The organism is Sphingomonas sp. Leaf9 (assembly GCF_001421355.1).
Lineage (GTDB): Bacteria > Pseudomonadota > Alphaproteobacteria > Sphingomonadales > Sphingomonadaceae > Sphingomonas.
Map to the genome: position 1 here is coordinate 35,840 of NZ_LMKC01000003.1, position 16,281 is coordinate 52,120.

Below are 16,281 nucleotides of genomic sequence, written 5' to 3' on the forward strand. Positions count from 1 at the left end.
TGTTACCCATGTTGCATTTTGGTACGTCTCGGGGCGTCACAGGGGGCAGGTCCTGGGATCGTCGTTACACACTGCCCGGCGCGTATTTGCCGGCGGTCGACGCTTCTCCTGCGTGACCGAACAGGGGCTGTGTTGGAGAGGGAACTCTACCTGAGCTACGGGCTACAGGCAGTCGACGCGAAGGGTCGCGTCGCGGTGCCTGCCAAGCTGCGCTCGGTGCTGGAGAAGAACGCCGACGCCCGCGAACTGCTGCTAAAGCGGCACGCCAAGCATGTCTGCCTCAGCGCGTTCGATGCCGCCTGGCCAAAGATCCTCTATTCGCGCAAACCCCAGGGCAGCGACGAGGACGCCGACACCGACTATAACGTCGCGGGCAAGGCGTTCGGCAACCTCGAAACCGCACCGTTCGACAGCGCGGGGCGGTTCGTCCTGCCGACCTTCTATCGCCGTCGTGCCAAGATCGACAAATGGGCGTTCTTCCACGGGCGCGGCGACACGTTCAACATCTGGGACCCGCACACGCTGATCGCCGACATGGAGATCGACGCCGACACGCGCGAGCTGTGCGAATTCCTGATGGAAGAAAAGGGGCTGTTGTGACCGACGCGCCGCACGTCCCCGTCCTGATGACCGAAGCGGTCGCCGCGCTGGCGATCCAGCCGGGCGAGGTCCATGTCGACGCGACCTTCGGCGCGGGCGGCTATACCCGCGCGATGCTGACCGCCGGTGCGCGGGTGATCGCGTTCGACCGCGATCCGACCGCGCACGATGCCGCCGCGCCGCTGCTGGCCGAGGCGGGCGATCGCCTGACGCTGATCCGTGCTCCCTTTTCGGCGATGGCGAGCGAACTGGCCGCGCGCGATATCGATACGGTCGATGGCGTCGTGATGGATATCGGCGTATCGTCGATGCAGCTCGATCAGGCCGATCGCGGCTTTTCGTTCCAGTATGACGGCCCGCTCGACATGCGAATGAGTCGTGAGGGGATCACCGCCGCCGAGTGGCTGAACACCGCCGCCGAGGCCGAGATTTCGGACGTACTCGACCGCTATGGCGAGGAGCCGCGCCATCGCCGCGTCGCGAACTTCATCGTCGGCGCACGGCCGCTGGAGCGCACCGGCGAACTGGCCGCCGTGGTCCGCCGCGCGCTCGGCCATCGTCTGCATGAAAAGAAGGACCCGGCGACCCGTGCGTTCCAGGCGATCCGCATCCACCTGAACGACGAGCTGGGCGAACTGACCGCTGGCCTCGCCGCGGCGGAACGGGTGCTGCGCCCCGGCGGACGGCTGTCGGTGGTCAGCTTCCACAGCCTCGAGGACCGGATCGTGAAGCGGTTCCTGCGGGAGCGCGGCGGGGCGATGCCGGCAGGCTCGCGCCATCGCCCGGTCGTGGCGCAGGGGCCGGCGCCCAGCTTTGGCGACATCGCCAAGGCGGTGCGGCCAAGTGACGAAGAAATTTCGATTAACCCGCGCGCACGGTCGGCTACGCTGCGCTCGGGCCTTCGCACGGCGTCCGCGCCGTGGAGTTCGAACGGGAGTGCGATGTGATGGGTGCGTTCGGGTTCGGGACGTTGGGCAAACTGGTGGCGGTCGGCGTGATGGCGCCGGCCTTCTATCTCGTCATCTCGCAGGGTGCGGCGGAACGCGGCCGGGTCGAGGCGGTCGAGCGCTCGATCGTGCAGGCGCGCAAGGACATCCGCGCGCTGGAAACCGAATTCGACACCCGCGCGAACATGGCGCAGCTGGAACGCTGGAACGGTGACGTGCTGGCGCTCGCCGCGCCGCGCGCCGAACAATATGTCGGCGGCGAGCATCAGCTGGCGTCGCTGCCCGGCCGTACCGAGGGGGGCAATGTCGCACTCGCCTATGTCGTGCCCAGCGCGCCAATGGAAATGGCCGCCGCTGCGCCCGAACCGACCCTCGCCGCCGCGCCCGTTGCGATCCCGGCCAAGGGGGAAAAGGGCAAGCCGGCGGTGAAGCCGGTCGGCGCGGTGCGCACGGCAGCGGTAATCCCGGCCAAGGCGCGGGCGGTGGCGATGCTCGACCGCACGCTGCTCAGCGACGCGACCATGGCCGATCTCGCCCGGTCGGCGCGCAAGGAAGCGGCCCGGCCGTGATCGTCGTCGTGGCGCCCCCCCTCAACCAGCAACGATCAGATGGTGCGCGGCACACATTGGTCAACATCGCCCATTACCGGTTGATGGTGCTGATGCTGCTGTTTGCGGCGGGCGTCACGGTCATTCTCGCGCGGCTGATGCTGCTGGCGGTCGCGGCCGAGCCGCGTTCGGCGATCGCGGCGGAGGCGGCGCTAGTTCCGCTGCGCGGCGATCTGGTCGATCGCAACGGCGCGCCGCTCGCCCGCACCATCGACGCCTGGTCGATCGCGGTACGCCCGGACAAGGTGATCGGCGACAAGAAGCAGCTGGCGCAGCAGCTCGCCGCGCTGATGCCCGAACATGACGTCGGCTATTATTATGCGCAGCTGAACCTGGAGCGCAATTTCGTCTATCTGCGCCGCCGCGCGCTGCCCGAACTGGTGCAGGCGGTGAATGCGCTGGGCGATCCGGGCATCGTGCTGGGCCGCGAACCGGAACGCCTCTATCCGCAAAGCGCGATGGCGGCCCATGCGCTCGGCTATCTCGACATGGACGGGCGCGGCGTGCGCGGCATGGAGAAGTATCTGAACGGCCGACTGGTCGACCCGGCCGAGCGTGGGCGCCCAGTCGCACTCAGCCTCGACCTGCGGGTGCAGGCCGCACTGGAAAGCGAACTCGCCAACGCGATGGCGGTGTTCCAGGCGCGCGGTGCCGGCGGCATCGTGCTGGACAGCGATACCGGCGAAGTGATCGCCATGACATCGCTGCCGACGTTCAACCCCAACGCCGTGACCGCCAACACCGGACAGATGAACACGGTGACGCAGGGCGTGTACGAGCTGGGGTCGGCGTTCAAGCCGCTGACCATGGCCGCCGCCCTCGACAGCGGCGTCGTGCCGTCGTTGTCCAAGCGCTATGACGCGACGCAGCCGCTGGCCGTCGGCGGCTTCCGCATCCGCGACGACCATGCGCAGAAGCGGTGGCTCGACGTGCCGGAAATCCTCGTCCATTCGTCGAACATCGGCACCGCCCGCATCGCCGACGAAATGGGGCAGGCGCGGATGGAAAAGCTGTTCCGCGCGCTGCATTTCGACACCGCACCCGATATCGAACTGGAAAAGTCGCGTACCATCTGGCCGCATTACTGGGGCCGCACGACCACGATGACCACCGCCTATGGCCATGGCATCGCGGTGACGCCGTTGCACCTCGCCAGCGCCTATGCCGCCCTGGTCAATGGCGGCATCTGGCGGCCGGCGACGATGCTGAAGCTGAAGCCCGGTCAGGCCCCGGCCGGCAGCCGCGTGTTTTCGGAAGCGACCAGCGCCAAGATGCGCGGCCTGCTGCGCCTGATCGTCACCGACGGTACGGGGAAGAAGGCCGAGGCACCCGGCTTCCGCGTCGGCGGCAAGACTGGGACCGCCGAAACCGTCGGCGCAGGCGGCGGCTATTCGAAGAAGGTCAACGTTTCGACCTTTGCCGCCGTCTTTCCGATGGATCGCCCGCGCTATGTCGTGATCGCCATGCTCGACAGCCCGAAGGGGACAAAGGAAACCTTCGGCTTCACCACGGCCGCATGGACCGCCGCGCCGGTGGTCAGCCGGGTGATTTCGCGTACCGGGCCGTTGCTGGGGGTGATTCCCGACGGCAATGCCGATATTGACCTCGCCGGACTGCGTTCGCTGCTGTGGCGGGCGCCGGGGGATGCGAAGAAGCTGGCGAACGTCGAATGAAATTAGGAACCATCACGGGCGGCGATGAGCCGCAGACGGTGACCGGCTTCGCGATCGATCATCGCAAGGTCGCACCCGGCACGATTTTCGGCGCGTTCGAAGGCGCACGGGTAAATGGCGAGGACTTCATCCCCGCCGCCATCGCCGCCGGCGCGATCGCCGTCGTGGCGCGGCCCGAAGCGGTCGTGGACGGCGCGGTCCATATCGCGGCGCAGGACCCGCGCGAGGCGTTTGCCCGCGCCGCCGCGCAATTCTTCGCGCCATTCCCGCCGACCTGCGTCGCGGTGACCGGCACCAACGGCAAGACCAGCACCGTCGAAATGGTGCGCCAGCTGTGGCGGATGCAGGGCCATCACGCCGCATCGATCGGCACGCTGGGCGTCACCACCGCCGACGAACGCGTCGTGACCGGGTTGACCACGCCCGACATCGTCACCTTCCTGTCGAACGTCGCGGGCCTTGCGCGCGAGGGCGTGACCCATGTCGCGTTCGAGGCGTCGAGCCACGGCCTGTCGCAATATCGTACCGAGGGGCTGCCGGTGCGCGCCGCCGCCTTCACCAATCTCAGCCGCGATCACCTCGACTATCATGGCGACATGGCGAGCTACCTAACCGCCAAGCTACGCCTGTTTTCCGAAGTGCTGGCCGATGACGGTACGGCAGTGGTGTGGATCGACGATCCCCATGCCGACCGGGTGATGGATCTGGCGCGGGTGCGCGGCAACCGCCTCATCACCGTCGGCGAACATGGTGAGACGCTGCGCCTGACCGGGCGGGAACCGAGCTTGCTGGGACAGGCGCTGACGATCGAGGCGGAAGGCGCGACCCACAAGGTGCAACTGCCGCTGATCGGCGCGTATCAGGCGGCGAACGCGCTGACCGCCGCCGGCCTGGTGCTGGCGACCGGCGGATCGCTCGCGGCGACGCTCGCCGGACTCGCCCGGTTGCAGCCGGTGCGCGGGCGGCTGGAGCGTGCGGTGATCCTGCCCAACGGCGCGCCGGTCTATGTCGATTATGCCCATACGCCCGATGCGCTCGAAGCCGCCATCGCCGCGCTGCGCCCCCATGCCGAGGGGCGGCTGATCGTCGTGTTCGGCGCGGGCGGCGACCGCGACAATGGCAAGCGTGTGCCGATGGGCGAGGTCGTGGCGGCGCAGGCCGACGTCGCGATCGTCACCGATGACAATCCCCGTACCGAGGATGCGGCGCAGATTCGGGCGCAGGTACTGGCCGGCGCGCCGGGTGCGACCGAGATCGGCGACCGCCGCGCCGCGATCCGCGCAGCGTGCGAGATGGCGCAGCCGGGCGACATCGTGCTGATCGCGGGCAAGGGCCATGAACAGGGCCAGATCGTCGGCGACATGATCCTGCCGTTCGACGACGTACAGGTGGCGCGTGACTGTGCCGGCTGACCTGCCGCTCTGGACCGCCGCCGCCATCGCCGCCGCGACCGGGGGCACCGCCTCCACCGATTTCGCCGCCAACGGTGTCGCCTTCGACAGCCGCGAAGTGGGGCCGGGTGACCTCTTCGTCGCGCTGTCGGGTGAGGCCACCGATGGCCACCGCTTCGTGGGCCAGGCGTTCGCGCAAGGGGCGGCGGGGGCGATCGCCGATCGGCCGGTCGACGGCCCGCATGTGTTGGTCGACGACACCACCGTCGCGTTGAACCAGCTCGCCACCGCGTCACGCGCGCGCACGACCTCGCGGATCATCGGCGTGACCGGATCTGTCGGCAAGACCGGGACGAAGGAAGCGCTCTACGCCGCGCTCGACCGGATCACCCACGGCCATGCGCATCGTTCGGTCAAAAGCTACAACAACCATACCGGCGTGCCGCTGAGCCTCGCCCGGATGCCGGCCGCGACCCAGGCGGCGGTGTTTGAAATGGGCATGAACCATGCGGGCGAACTGGCGCAGTTGACCCGGCTCGTCCGCCCCGAAGTGGCGATCGTCACCACCATCGCACCCGCCCATACCGAATTCTTCACCGGCGAGGACGCGATCGCCCGCGCTAAGGGCGAGATTTTCGAAGGACTGGTCGAGGGCGGCATTGCCATCATCCCCTTCGACAGCCCGCACCGCGACACGTTGATCGCCGCCGCGCGGCCCCATGCCGCCAGGATCGTGACCTTCGGCCTGCGCGAAGGCGCCGATGTCCGTGCGATCGAGCATGTCCGCATGTCGGGCGGCGACAGCTTCGTCACCGCGCGGCTGGGCACGCGGGAGGTGAGCTATACGCTGGCCCCGCCGGGCGAACATTGGGTCGCCAATTCGCTGGCCGTCATGGCGGCGGTCGACGCGATCGGCGGGGACCTTGGCGTTGCCGGGCTGGCACTGGCCGACCTTGCCGGTCTCGCCGGGCGCGGTGCCCGCCGCAAGCTGACGCTGGCGGGCGGCGAGGCGTTGCTGATCGACGAAAGCTACAACGCCAACCCCGCATCGATGCGCGCGACGCTGAAGGTGCTGGCCGCCGAACGCGCCGATCGCCGCATCGCGGTGCTTGGTGAGATGCGCGAGCTGGGCGAGTCGTCGGACGCCTATCACGCTGCCCTTGCGGTCCCCATCGACGAAGCGGGCGTTTCGCGCGCCGTGCTGGTGGGGCAGGGGATGCTTCCGCTCGCCAAGGCGCTTGAGGGCCGCATCGAAACCGTCCATGTGCCCGACGCCGCCACCGCCGCGCAGGTCCTGTCCGACCTGCTGCTGCCGGGGGATGCGGTACTCGTAAAGGGATCGAACGGGGTGGGGCTGGCGCGGGTCGTCGCCGACCTGTGGGGCCAGGGCTGATGTTGTACGAAATCGCCGAATATCTCGGCTTTCCGGGGGTTCTGAACCTCTTCCGCTACCTGTCGTTCCGCACCGGCGCGGCGACGGCGACGGCGCTGCTGATCGGGCTGGTCATCGGCCCGCGCTTCATCGGCTGGCTGCGCGTGCGCCAGGGGAAAGGGCAGCCGATCCGCCTTGACGGGCCGCAGAGCCACCTCGCCAAGCGCGGCACGCCGACCATGGGCGGGCTGATGATCCTGACCGCGCTCGCGACCTCGGTCCTGCTGTGGATGGACCTCGCCAATCCCTTCGTCTGGGCCTGCCTGTTCGTGACGCTGGGGTTCGCCGCGATCGGCTTCCTCGACGATTATGACAAGGTGCGGAAGGCCAGCACAGCGGGCGTTTCCGGGCGCACGCGCCTGCTCCTCGAATTCCTGATCGCCGGCATCGCCAGCTGGATCATCATCCGCCAGACCGGCACGATGCTCTACGTGCCGTTCTTCTCGAACGTCGCGATCGATCTGGGGCCGTTCTACATCCTGTTCGCCGCCTTCACGATCGTCGCGTTCGGCAATGCGGTGAACCTGACCGACGGCCTCGACGGATTGGCGACGATGCCGGTCATCATCGCCTCGGTCGCGCTGATGCTGATCGTCTACATGGTCGGCAATGCGAAGTTTGCCGCGTATCTCGGCATCCCGCACGTGCTGGGCGCGGGCGATCTGGCGCTGTTCTGCGGTGCGATCGTCGGGGCGGGGCTGGCGTTCCTGTGGTACAACGCCCCCCCGGCGGCGGTGTTCATGGGCGATACCGGCAGTCTGGCACTCGGCGGTGCACTCGGCGCGATCGCGGTGTCGTCGCATCACGAAATCGTGCTGGCGATCATCGGCGGCCTGTTCGTGGTCGAGGCGCTCTCCGTCATCATCCAGGTCTTCTGGTACAAGCGTACCGGCAAGCGCATCTTCCGCATGGCGCCGATCCACCATCATTTCGAACAACTCGGCTGGGCCGAGGCGACGGTCGTGATCCGCTTCTGGATCATCGCCTTCGTGCTGGCGCTCGCCGGCCTCTCGACGCTGAAGCTGCGGTGATTACCGCTGCCGCCTGGGCGGGGAAACGGTTCGCGGTGCTGGGCCTCGCGCGCTCCGGTGCGGCGACGGTGCGTGCGCTGCTGGCCGGTGGCGCGGAGGTCGTCGCGTGGGACGGGGATGAGGCGCGCCGTTCTCCCTCTCTCCGCTTGCGGGGAGAGGGTCGGGGAGAGGGGGCTTCTTCTACGACATCGCCCGCGACACCCCCTCTCCCAACCCTCTCCCCCATGGGGGAGAGGGCTTTGGTGTTTGCCGACCCGCTGACGATCGACCTCACCGGTTTCGATGGCGTCGTCGTGTCGCCCGGTGTCCCGCTCAACCGGCATCCGATCGCCCAGCACGCTAGCGACACGCCGATCATCGGCGACATCGAACTCTTCGCGCAGGCCCGCGGCGACCTGCCCCCACACAAGGTCGTCGGCATCACCGGCACCAACGGCAAGTCGACCACCACTGCGCTGATCCACCATATCCTCGACCAGGCCGGCGTCCCCACGCGCATGGGCGGCAATATCGGTCTGCCGATCCTTGCGCAGGACCCGTTGCCGGCGGGCGGGGTCTATGTCCTCGAACTGTCGAGCTACCAGATCGACCTGACCTACAGCCTCGACTGCGACGTCGCGGTGCTGCTCAACATCACGCCCGACCATCTCGACCGCTATGCCGGGTTCGAAGCCTATGCCGCGTCGAAGGCCCGGCTGTTCGCGATGCAGTCAGCCGGTCATGCGGCGATCATCGGCACCGGCGACACGACGTCCGCCGCCATCGCCGACACGCTGCCGCACGCGACCCGTATCGCCGTACCCGCCGACGCGCCCGCCCATGGTCCCGCACTCGCCGGCCCGCACAATGCGCAGAACGCGGCTGCAGCCATTGCGGTGTGCGAAGCGCTCGGCCTCGACGCCGACACCATCCGCGACGGCCTCCGGAGCTACCGCGCGCTCCCGCACCGCATGGCGCATGTCGCCGATGTGAACGGCGTCGCCTATGTCGACGACAGCAAGGCGACGAACCCCGATTCCACCGCGCCCGCGCTCAATGCGTTCCAGCGCATCCACTGGATCGTCGGCGGCCTCGCCAAGTCCGACGACCTTGACGCCTGCCGCCCCGGTTTCGGCAATGTCGTCCACGCCTATACCATCGGCACCGCGGCCGAGCGCTTTGCCGAGCTGCTCGCGCCCTACCTTCCGGTAACCATCGCCAACACATTGGACGAAGCGGTAAAATTGGCCGCGACAGCGGCGCGACCCGGCGATACCGTGCTGCTGTCGCCGGCATGTGCGTCGTTCGACCAGTTCAGCGATTTCGAAGCGCGGGGGCGTGCCTTCGCAGCGGCGGTGGGGGCATTGGCATGACCGATATGGGCCGCGGGCGCGACGTCCGGGCACTGCGCCAACGGGTGGAAACGTTGCAGGGGCGCAGTGCGCGCTCGCCGATCGGCGCGTGGTTCCGCGAAGTCGACCGGGTGCTGCTGCTGATCGCGATGGTGCTGATCGCCATCGGCCTGGTCGCGGTCGCCGCCGCCTCGCCTGCCTCCGCCGTGCGCTATTCCGGTGGCGACGTCACCGTGCCGCCGATGATGTATTTCTGGCGTCAGGCGGGGTGGATCGCGCTCTCCTTCCCGGTGATGATCGTCGTGTCGATGCTGCCGGTGACGGTCGCGCGGCGGCTATGCCTGCTGGGTGCCGCTGTGCTGGTGCTGGCGCTGATGGTCACACCGTTCGTCGGCGTGGAGGCGAACGGCGCGCGGCGGTGGATCAACCTCGGCGTCGGGCAGTTCCAGCCGTCCGAGTTCCTGAAACCGATGTTCATCGTGACGACCGCTTGGCTGCTGTCGCTGCGCGCAAAGGACCCGCAGCTGCCGATGTTGTGGGTCACCGGTGCGTTGACCGCCGTGATCGCAGGTTGCCTGATGCTCCAGCCCGATTTCGGACAGACCGTGATCTTTTGCGGCGTGTGGGCGGCGTTGCTGGTGATCGCGGGCATCCCGGTACGGACCATGGCGCTGCTGGCGGCGGCGGGGGTCGGCATGGTCGCCGCCGCCTACACCTTCTACGGCACGGCGCGCGTTCGCATCGACGGCTTCCTGTTCCCCGATCCGGCGAGTGCCGCAACCGACAGTTATCAGGTCGACATGGCCCATGCCGTGCTGACCGCCGGTGGCGTGATCGGCACGGGTCCGGGCGGCGGCCGGGTGAAGTTCAAGCTGCCCGAGGCGCATACCGACTATATCTTTGCCGTGGTGGGCGAGGAATTCGGCCTGATCGCCTGCGCGATCATCGCCGTCATCTTCCTGGCTATCGTCGTCCGCGTCTTCGTCCGACTGCTGGATGAAGAGGACGCGTTCAAGCTGCTCGCCGCCGCCGGCCTCGCCATCCAGTTCGGGGCGCAGGCGCTCATCAACATGGCGGTCAATGTCGGTATCGCCCCGTCGAAGGGGATGACGCTGCCGTTCATCTCGTACGGCGGGTCGTCGATGATCGCGCTGTCGATCGGCATGGGACTGCTGCTCGCTTTCACGCGCCGGAACCCGTATCTGAGCCGCTCACCTTACGGCCCACAGCGCTGGAGCGGAGCGAAATGAGCAAGCATTATGTCCTCGCCGCCGGGGGCACCGGGGGGCATATGGTCCCGGCCGCGGCGCTGGCGACCGAACTGACCCGGCGCGGCCACCGCGTGGCACTGGTCAGCGACGAACGCGGCGTGCGCTTTCCCGACCTGTTCGACGGTATCCAGACCCATGTCCTCCCCGCCGGGCGCCTGAGTGGCGGGCCGATCGGCTGGGCGAAGGCCGCGCGGCAGATGCTGGCCGGGCGGTCGATGGCGATCGAGCTGTACAAGACCTTCCGCCCCTCCGCCGTGATCGGCTTCGGCGGCTATCCCGCACTCCCGGCGCTGCTGGCCGCCTTCGCGCAGAAGGTGCCGACGATTATCCACGAACAAAATGCCGTTCTCGGCCGGGTCAACCGGTTGGTCGCGGGCAGCGTGCACGGTATCGCCACCAGCTATGAACGGGTCGACCGGCTGAAGGACAGTCACGTCCCCAAGACGCATCTGGTCGGCAACCCGGTGCGGACAAGCGTCCTGGCCTTACGCGAACGTCCCTATCCGGCGCTGGACGAGGAAGGCATTTTCCGCGTGCTGGTCACCGGCGGCAGTCAGGGGGCGAGCATCCTTAGCCAGGTCGTGCCCGATGGCCTCGCGCTGCTGCCGGTCGCCTTTCGCCGCCGGATGCAGGTGACGCATCAGGCGCGGATCGAGGATATCGACGCGGTGCGCGCGAAATATGCCGAACACGGCATTCCGGCCGAGATCGCGACCTATCTGCCCGACCTGCCCGACCGGCTGGCATGGAGCCATGTCGTGATCGCCCGCGCTGGCGCCTCGACCATTGCCGAGTTGACCGCCGCCGGTCGCCCGGCGATCCTCGTGCCGCTGCCCGGCGCGACCGACGACCATCAGACCGCGAACTGCCGCGAGATCGTGGGCGCAGGCGGTGCGCGCTCGATCCAGCAGCCGCAGTTCACCGCGCCGGAACTCGCCAAGCAGATCCAGAAGCTCGGCCTCGATCCCGCGGCCCTCGCCAATGCGGCGGCGCGTGCGCGCAGTTGCGGCCGCCCGTTCGCCGTCCGCGACCTCGCCGATCTGGTCGAGAGCATCGACGCACCCACGGCAAAGGTGGGCAAGGTCGCCCCCGCCAAACGACAGAAGGAAGCATTTGCGTGAAGGGCCCTTCGACAAGCTCAGGACGGGCGACGCCCTTCATCGGGAGCGCCCGATGAAGGGCGTCGCTACCGACATCGGCACGATCCATTTCGTCGGCATCGGCGGCATCGGCATGTCGGGCATCGCCGAGGTGATGCATAACCTCGGCTACAAGGTGCAGGGATCGGACGTGGCCGAGGGCTATGTCGTCGATGGGCTCCGCGCGCGCGGCATCGACGTGCATATCGGCCACCGCGCGGAGAATGTGGAGGGCGTGGCGGTCGTCGTCACCTCGACCGCGATCAAGCCCGGTAACCCCGAGCGCGACCATGCGCTGGCGAAGCGCATCCCGGTGGTCCGCCGCGCGGAGATGCTCGCCGAACTGATGCGGCTGAAATCGACGGTCGCGGTCGCGGGCACGCATGGCAAGACGACGACGACCTCGCTGATCGCCGCGCTGCTCGATGCCGGCGGGGTCGACCCGACCGTCATCAACGGCGGCATCATCAACAGCTACGGCTCGAACGCTCGGCTGGGGGCGTCGGACTGGATGGTGGTCGAGGCGGACGAAAGCGACGGCAGCTTCCTGCGATTGGACGGCACGATCGCGGTCGTGACCAACATCGACCCCGAACATCTCGACCATTATGGCAGCTTCGACCGGGCGAAGGACGCCTATGTCGAGTTCATCGAGAATGTGCCCTTCTACGGCGCCGCCGTCCTCTGCCTCGACCATCCGGAAGTGCAGGCGCTGATCCCCCGCATCCGCGACCGCCGCATCGTCACCTATGGCTTCGCGGCACAGGCGGACGTGCGCGGCATCGAGGTGACCGCGGGCCGCGACGGCAACCGCTTCGACTGCGTGGTGCGCGACCGCGACGGCAACACCCGCACGATCTCGGGCATCCACCTGCCGATGGCCGGCCGCCATAACGTCCAGAACGCGCTGGCGGCGATCGCCGTCGCGGCAGAACTGGGCCTCGACGACGCGACGATCGCGCAGGGCTTTGCCAAGTTCGGGGGCGTCAAGCGGCGCTTTACCCGTGTCGGCGAGGTCGCCGGCATGACCGTGATCGACGATTACGGCCACCACCCGGTCGAAATCCGTGCCGTGCTTTCCGCCGCGCGCGAAGCGACCGGTGGCCGTGTGATCGCGGTCGTGCAGCCGCACCGCTATTCGCGGCTGGGTGCGCTGATAGATGAGTTCGCACAGGCGTTCAACGACGCCGACGCCGTTCATGTCCTCCCCGTCTATGCCGCTGGCGAAGCGCCGGTCGAGGGCGTCAGCGCCGAGGCTTTGGTCGACGGCATCCGCCTGCGCGGCCACCGTTCGGCGCAGGTCGCGGCGGACAAGAACGCGCTGGCATCGGCACTCGCGGCGGAAGGGCAGGACGGCGACCTGATCGTCTGCCTCGGTGCGGGCGACATCACCAAGATCGCCGCCGGCCTGCCCGCCGCGATTGGCGAGAAGCTGGCATGAGCGACTGGTTCTCCACCGCGATCGAGATGCAGCGCGAGATCCTGCGTGCGCAGCAGGCGCAGCTGGACGCCGCGAAGAAGCTCCTAGACACCGCCGAACAGCGCGACCTGACGGAGGTCGGCAAGCAGATCGTCGACGCGCAGGCAGAGGCGTGGACCGCGTGGGCGCGTTTCTGGGGCAGCGGCAAATGACGCTGCCGCCGGTCCGTGGCAAACTGACCGCGAACGCACCTTTGGCCCCGCTCGTCTGGTTCAAGGCGGGCGGCGCGGCGGAGTGGCTGTTCGAACCGGCCGACACGGACGACCTTTGCGACTTCCTCCGCGCGCTCGACCCGGCGGTGCCGGTGATGGGGCTGGGCCTCGGCTCCAACCTGATCGTCCGCGATGGCGGCGTGCCCGGCGTCGTCGTCCGCCTCGGCAAGCCGTTCGCGAAGGTATCGGCCGACGGCCTGACCCTCACCTGCGGCGGCGGGGCGAGCGGCATCCTCGTCTCCTCGACCGCGCGCGATGCGGGTATCGCCAGCGTCGAATTCCTGCGCTCGATCCCCGGCACGGTCGGTGGCTTCGTGCGGATGAACGGCGGCGCCTATGGCCGCGAGGTCGCCGACGTACTGGTCGAGGCGCAGGTCGTGACCCGCGACGGCTCGCTGACCACGCTGGGACACGCAGACCTCAACTACCGCTACCGCCACAGCGACCTGCCCAAGGGCGCGATCGTCGTATCGGCCACCTTCCGTGGAGAAACCGGCGACAGCCAGGCGATCCAGGCCGAAATGGACCGCATCGCGGCGGCACGCGAAGCCTCGCAGCCGCTGCGATCGAAAACCGGCGGATCGACCTTCAAGAACCCGGAAGGACACAAGGCCTGGGCGCTGGTCGACGCCGCCGGCTGTCGCGGGCTGATGCGCGGCGACGCGCAGGTGTCGGAAAAGCACTGCAATTTCCTGCTCAACACCGGCAACGCCACCAGCGCCGATATCGAGGCGCTGGGCGAGGACGTGCGGGCAAAGGTGTTGGCCCAGTCCGGCGTGACGCTCGAATGGGAAATCCAGCGGGTAGGGCGGGCGTGATGACCGCCGAACGCCTGAATGCGCATGAACGCAAAATTCTGGGCAACATCCGCGATCATGGCTGCCATGTCATGTCGGTATTCGATCCCGAAGGCGAATTGCCGGACTTCACCTACTCCATCGGATTCCCTGAGACGGTCGGACAGCCTGAAGTCCTCGTCTACGGTTTACCCCGCAAGCTCGCGCATTCCATGGTGAACGAAACCTTGACGCAGTGCCGGGCGGGTTTGAAACTGGTGGATGGTATCCGGATCGACGGACTCCTCGAAGGTTTCGCCTGCATAGTTCGAGAAATCCCGTCCGATCGGATTGATGCCGAACATTTTGGATCGGCAATGTGGTTCGAAAATTATCGCACCGGCGGCCCGATGACGCAGGCGTTCCAAATCGTCTGGCCGGGTGCCGGTCACGGGCTGTTTCCGTGGCAACCCGGCGCCGATCTCGACGAAATCCAACCCGCACTTTACGAACCGAGGCAATTATCGTGACCGACCCCCTCAACATCGTCGTCCTCATGGGCGGCTGGTCGTCGGAACGCGAAGTCTCGCTGATGTCGGGCGCCGGCGTCGCGACCGCGCTCGAATCGCTCGGGCACAAGGTCACCCGCATCGACATGGACCGCAACATCGCCGCGCGCCTGACCGAGGCGAAGCCCGACCTCGTCTTCAACGCGCTCCACGGATCGCCTGGCGAAGACGGCACGGTGCAGGGCATGATGGACCTGATGGGGCTGCGCTACACGCATAGCGGCCTCGCCACCTCGGTCATCGCGATCGACAAGGTGCTGACAAAGCACGCGCTCGTGCCCGCTGGCGTGCCGATGCCCGGCGGCCGTATCGTGAAAACGGCCGAACTCCACGAACGCGATCCGCTCCCGCGCCCCTATGTCCTGAAACCCGTCAGCGAAGGATCGTCGGTCGGTGTCGCCATCGTCACCGACGACAGCAACTATGGCAATCCGATCGCGCAAGCCTCGAAGGGGCCGTGGCAGGAATTCGACGAACTCCTCGCCGAACCCTTCATCCGCGGTCGCGAGCTGACCACCGCCGTGCTGGGCGACCGCGCGCTGGGCGTGACGGAACTCAAGCCCAAGAGCGGCTTCTACGATTACGACAGCAAATATACCGACGGCATGACCGAACATGTCTGCCCGGCCGACATTCCCGACGACATCGCGCAGGCTTGCATGGCCTATGCCGTCACCGCGCACCGCGTGCTCGGCTGCAAGGGCGCGTCGCGTACCGATTTCCGCTGGGACGACCATCAGGGCATTGACGGCCTGTTCGTCCTCGAAACCAATACCCAGCCCGGCATGACCCCCTTGAGCCTGGTCCCCGAACAGGCGCGCCATGTCGGCATGAGCTATGAGCAACTCGTTGGCTGGATCGTGGAAGAGGCGATGCGATGACCCAGACCGGCAAGCGCGTCGTCCAGACCCGCACCGTCAAACCCAAGCGTCGGGTCCAGGCGAAGCGCCCGGTGCGTGCCTCGGTGCTCGATCAGGCCGTCGCCGCGCTCCCCGGCGGTGCCGCTACCGCGCGCCGCATCGTCGGCTGGAGCCTGACCGCCGGCGCCGGTGCCATTGCGCTGGCGCTCGCCAACTGGTTCGGCCTGTTCGGCGCGATCGGCGTCGCGGCGGCCGAAGCGGTCGGCGCGGCGGGCTTCCGCGTCGAACAGATCGAGGTGACCGGCCTCAAGCGGATGGACGCGACCTCGGTCTACGCCGTCGCCCTTGACCAGCGGTCGCGGGCGATGCCGCTGGTCGACCTCGACGCGACGCGGCAGAAGCTGCTCGACTATGGCTGGATCGCCGATGCCCGCGTCTCGCGCCGCTTGCCCGATACGCTGGTCGTCGATGTGGTCGAACGCGACCCCGCCGCCGTCTGGCAGAACAAGGGCCAGCTGATGCTGATCGATGAGGGCGGCGTGCTGTTGGACGGGGTGCAGCCCAACAAGATGCCGCGCCTGCCCCTCGTCATCGGCGACGGTGCCAATGCGCAGGAACCGGCCTATCGCAAGCTGATGGCCGCAGCACCCGCGCTCAAACCGGTGGTGAAGGCGGCGGTGTGGGTCGGCAATCGCCGCTGGGACATCCTGTTCCAGACCGGCGAGCGGCTGGTTCTGCCCGAAGGTGACAAGGAATCGGCCCGTGCGCTGGTGAAGTTCGCGCAGCTGGACGGGACGCTCGGCCTGCTGGGCAAGGGGTATGACCGGTTCGACCTGCGCGATCCGACCAAACTGGTCGTGCGGATGAAACATGCGACGCCGGATAATGGCGACGACGGGGGCGAAGCACAGGGCAACAGCACCGCGACCGCGAAACCGGCCGACGGCGACTGACAAGGGGG

General features: G+C 67.9%; 16 protein-coding genes. All 16 read left to right on the forward strand.

Annotated features, from left to right (window positions below; all coding sequences use genetic code 11):
- Positions 1-129 precede the first annotated feature (129 nt).
- Genes ASE58_RS18130 through ASE58_RS08105 form a run of 16 tightly spaced genes read left to right on the forward strand, consistent with a single transcriptional unit; the run spans position 130 to position 16,273 of the window.
- The gene (locus ASE58_RS18130; protein WP_162233517.1) at positions 130-600 is read left to right on the forward strand and encodes a division/cell wall cluster transcriptional repressor MraZ; all 471 of its coding nucleotides are present in this window, start codon (positions 130-132) and stop codon (positions 598-600) included.
- Entirely contained in the window at positions 597-1,547 is a 951-nt protein-coding gene (rsmH, locus tag ASE58_RS08035) for a 16S rRNA (cytosine(1402)-N(4))-methyltransferase RsmH (RefSeq protein ID WP_055819759.1), read from the forward strand. Before ASE58_RS18130 ends, rsmH begins: the two co-directional genes overlap by 4 nt.
- Positions 1,547-2,116 carry a hypothetical protein gene (locus ASE58_RS08040; protein WP_055819762.1) on the forward strand — a complete coding sequence of 190 codons (570 nt, stop codon included), beginning with the start codon at positions 1,547-1,549 and terminating at the stop codon, positions 2,114-2,116. Before rsmH ends, ASE58_RS08040 begins: the two co-directional genes overlap by 1 nt.
- Positions 2,113-3,828, forward strand: coding sequence for a peptidoglycan D,D-transpeptidase FtsI family protein (locus tag ASE58_RS08045; protein WP_055819765.1), 1,716 nt, complete (start codon positions 2,113-2,115; stop codon positions 3,826-3,828). Before ASE58_RS08040 ends, ASE58_RS08045 begins: the two co-directional genes overlap by 4 nt.
- The gene (locus ASE58_RS08050; RefSeq protein ID WP_055819768.1) at positions 3,825-5,240 is read left to right on the forward strand and encodes a UDP-N-acetylmuramoyl-L-alanyl-D-glutamate--2,6-diaminopimelate ligase; all 1,416 of its coding nucleotides are present in this window, start codon (positions 3,825-3,827) and stop codon (positions 5,238-5,240) included. The genes ASE58_RS08045 and ASE58_RS08050 overlap by 4 nt, the downstream gene beginning before the upstream one ends.
- 1 nt (position 5,241) lies before the next feature.
- Positions 5,242-6,612, forward strand: a complete 1,371-nt coding sequence (locus ASE58_RS08055; protein ID WP_055820977.1) for a UDP-N-acetylmuramoyl-tripeptide--D-alanyl-D-alanine ligase — start codon at positions 5,242-5,244, stop codon at positions 6,610-6,612.
- The gene (gene mraY / locus ASE58_RS08060; RefSeq protein WP_055820980.1) at positions 6,612-7,682 is read left to right on the forward strand and encodes a phospho-N-acetylmuramoyl-pentapeptide-transferase; all 1,071 of its coding nucleotides are present in this window, start codon (positions 6,612-6,614) and stop codon (positions 7,680-7,682) included. Before ASE58_RS08055 ends, mraY begins: the two co-directional genes overlap by 1 nt.
- Positions 7,679-9,034: a UDP-N-acetylmuramoyl-L-alanine--D-glutamate ligase gene (gene murD / locus ASE58_RS08065; RefSeq protein ID WP_055819771.1), complete on the forward strand. Its 1,356-nt coding sequence runs from the start codon at positions 7,679-7,681 to the stop codon at positions 9,032-9,034. Before mraY ends, murD begins: the two co-directional genes overlap by 4 nt.
- 5 nt (positions 9,035-9,039) lie before the next feature.
- A complete protein-coding gene (locus tag ASE58_RS08070) occupies positions 9,040-10,263 on the forward strand; it encodes an FtsW/RodA/SpoVE family cell cycle protein (RefSeq protein WP_200909338.1) in 1,224 nt (407 codons plus the stop codon).
- A complete protein-coding gene (gene murG / locus ASE58_RS08075) occupies positions 10,260-11,405 on the forward strand; it encodes an undecaprenyldiphospho-muramoylpentapeptide beta-N-acetylglucosaminyltransferase (protein WP_055819774.1) in 1,146 nt (381 codons plus the stop codon). Before ASE58_RS08070 ends, murG begins: the two co-directional genes overlap by 4 nt.
- A gap of 52 nt (positions 11,406-11,457) precedes the next feature.
- Positions 11,458-12,864 (forward strand): UDP-N-acetylmuramate--L-alanine ligase, encoded by a 1,407-nt coding sequence (gene murC, locus ASE58_RS08080; RefSeq protein WP_055819777.1) that lies wholly within the window; start codon positions 11,458-11,460, stop codon positions 12,862-12,864.
- A complete protein-coding gene (locus ASE58_RS08085) occupies positions 12,861-13,055 on the forward strand; it encodes a hypothetical protein (RefSeq protein WP_055819781.1) in 195 nt (64 codons plus the stop codon). Before murC ends, ASE58_RS08085 begins: the two co-directional genes overlap by 4 nt.
- Entirely contained in the window at positions 13,052-13,933 is an 882-nt protein-coding gene (gene murB / locus ASE58_RS08090) for a UDP-N-acetylmuramate dehydrogenase (protein ID WP_200909339.1), read from the forward strand. Before ASE58_RS08085 ends, murB begins: the two co-directional genes overlap by 4 nt.
- On the forward strand, positions 13,933-14,421 hold the full coding sequence (locus ASE58_RS08095) for a DUF4262 domain-containing protein (RefSeq protein ID WP_055819784.1): 489 nt from the start codon (positions 13,933-13,935) through the stop codon (positions 14,419-14,421). The genes murB and ASE58_RS08095 overlap by 1 nt, the downstream gene beginning before the upstream one ends.
- Positions 14,418-15,341 (forward strand): D-alanine--D-alanine ligase, encoded by a 924-nt coding sequence (locus tag ASE58_RS08100; protein WP_268795066.1) that lies wholly within the window; start codon positions 14,418-14,420, stop codon positions 15,339-15,341. The genes ASE58_RS08095 and ASE58_RS08100 overlap by 4 nt, the downstream gene beginning before the upstream one ends.
- Complete coding sequence (locus ASE58_RS08105; RefSeq protein WP_055819787.1) at positions 15,338-16,273, forward strand: cell division protein FtsQ/DivIB; 936 nt, start codon at positions 15,338-15,340, stop codon at positions 16,271-16,273. The genes ASE58_RS08100 and ASE58_RS08105 overlap by 4 nt, the downstream gene beginning before the upstream one ends.
- Positions 16,274-16,281 lie beyond the last annotated feature (8 nt).

Bases quoted from the DNA above. Each gene is read 5' to 3' on its own strand.
- ASE58_RS08040 (WP_055819762.1), top strand. From the start codon at position 1,547: ATGGGTGCGTTCGGGTTCGGGACGTTGGGCAAACTGGTGGCGGTCGGC.
- ASE58_RS08050 (WP_055819768.1), top strand. From the start codon at position 3,825: ATGAAATTAGGAACCATCACGGGCGGCGATGAGCCGCAGACGGTGACC.
- mraY (WP_055820980.1), top strand. From the start codon at position 6,612: ATGTTGTACGAAATCGCCGAATATCTCGGCTTTCCGGGGGTTCTGAAC.
- ASE58_RS08070 (WP_200909338.1), top strand. From the start codon at position 9,040: ATGGGCCGCGGGCGCGACGTCCGGGCACTGCGCCAACGGGTGGAAACG.
- murG (WP_055819774.1), top strand. From the start codon at position 10,260: ATGAGCAAGCATTATGTCCTCGCCGCCGGGGGCACCGGGGGGCATATG.
- murC (WP_055819777.1), top strand. From the start codon at position 11,458: ATGAAGGGCGTCGCTACCGACATCGGCACGATCCATTTCGTCGGCATC.
- ASE58_RS08085 (WP_055819781.1), top strand. From the start codon at position 12,861: ATGAGCGACTGGTTCTCCACCGCGATCGAGATGCAGCGCGAGATCCTG.
- murB (WP_200909339.1), top strand. From the start codon at position 13,052: ATGACGCTGCCGCCGGTCCGTGGCAAACTGACCGCGAACGCACCTTTG.
- ASE58_RS08095 (WP_055819784.1), top strand. From the start codon at position 13,933: ATGACCGCCGAACGCCTGAATGCGCATGAACGCAAAATTCTGGGCAAC.
- ASE58_RS08105 (WP_055819787.1), top strand. From the start codon at position 15,338: ATGACCCAGACCGGCAAGCGCGTCGTCCAGACCCGCACCGTCAAACCC.